This is a genomic window from Pseudomonas sp. MG-9, assembly GCF_018729515.1.
Taxonomy (GTDB): Bacteria; Pseudomonadota; Gammaproteobacteria; order Pseudomonadales; family Pseudomonadaceae; genus Aquipseudomonas; species Aquipseudomonas serboccidentalis.
This window is the reverse complement of record NZ_JAHHZH010000020.1, coordinates 1-1,542: the sequence shown is the minus strand read 5'-3', so window position 1 is coordinate 1,542 and position 1,542 is coordinate 1. Positions and strand designations below refer to the sequence as shown.

The 1,542-nt window shown below is 59.6% G+C and carries 1 protein-coding gene; it reads right to left on the bottom strand.

Going from position 1 to position 1,542, the window contains the following annotated elements:
- On the bottom strand, positions 1-1,542 hold a 1,542-nt coding region (locus KKQ10_RS28280; protein ID WP_215502982.1), incomplete at both ends, for a beta strand repeat-containing protein.

Below are 1,542 nucleotides of genomic sequence, written 5' to 3'. Positions count from 1 at the left end.
TCAGGGTAGTGACGCCGTCCAGTGCAGTGATGGTGAACGTACCGTTCTGGGTCAACGCGGTGGAATCTGGCGCGCTGCCGTCACTGAGGTTTTTTTCGTAAACGGTGAGCTCGCCACCATTCACATCAAGACCGTTGATGATCACTGGATCGTCGTTGTTATGGATCTGCAGCACCAGGTTCGCGGTGCTGGTATCGCCGTCCGAATCGGTAATCGTATAGGCAAAGGTTTCAGTGCCGTTGCCGCCGCCGTGCAGGTTTTTGAAGTCGGCGTCAGTGGTGTTCAGCGTGTAGGTGTAGGTGCCGTCGGTGTGCAGTTCGAGGGTGCCGTAGGTACCGGTGAAAGTGCCGGCGGTGACGGGACCGGTGGGTACACGGTCAGCGCCTTGTACGTCGTTGGTCAGCACGTTGCCGGTCAGCGTGAGCGTGGTTTCCGAGGCTGTACCGGTGTTGCTGTCATCGAGCGCTTTGGGCAGATCGTCGATCACGTTCACATCGAGGGTTGCGTTGGCGGTGGTGCCGTTGTCATCCACCACGGTGACGGCAAACTGCTCAGGCAGGTTGTTCGCACCGTTGGCATTTGGATGGGATTCGTTGTCGACCAAGGTGTAGCTGTAGCTGACGACACCGGTGGTGGCGTTGAAACCGGTGATGGTCAGGGTGCTGCCCAGCGGCGTAGTGACCGATTGCGGGAAACCGGCGGCGACGCCATTGGTGACAACCGCAATGCCGCCAACGGTCAGGGTAGTGACGCCGTCCAGTGCAGTGATGGTGAACGTACCGTTCTGGGTCAACGCGGTGGAATCTGGCGCGCTGCCGTCACTGAGGTTTTTTTCGTAAACGGTGAGCTCGCCACCATTCACATCCAGACCGTTGATGATCACCGGATCGTCGTTGTTGTGGATCTGCAGCACCAGGTTCGCGGTGCTGGTATCGCCGTCCGAATCGGTAATCGTATAGGCGAAAGTTTCGGTGCCATTGCCGCCGCCGTGCAGATTTTTGAAATCGGCGTCAGTGGTGTTCAGCGTGTAGGTGTAGGTGCCATCGGTGTGCAGTTCGAGGGTGCCGTAGGTGCCAGTGAAAGTGCCGGCGGTGACGGGACCGGTGGGTACGCGGTCAGCACCTTGAACATCGTTGGTCAGCACGTTGCCGGTCAGCGTGAGCGTGGTTTCCGAGGCCGTGCCGGTGTTGCTGTCATCGAGCGCTTTGGGCAGGTCGTCGATCACGTTGACGTCGAGCGTTGCATTGGCGGTGGTGCCGTTGTCGTCAATGACGGTGACGGCGAACTGCTCAGGCAGGTTGTTCGCACCGTTGGCAGTGGGGTGGGATTCGTTGTCGACCAAGGTGTAGCTGTAGCTGACGACACCGGTGGTGGCGTTGAAACCGGTGATGGTCAGGGTGCTGCCCAGCGGTGTGGTGACCGATTGCGGGAAACCGGCGGCGACGCCATTGGTGACAACCGCAATGCCGCCAACGGTCAGGGTAGTGACGCCGTCCAGTGCAGTGATGGTGAACGTACCGTTCTGGGTCAACGCGGTGGAAT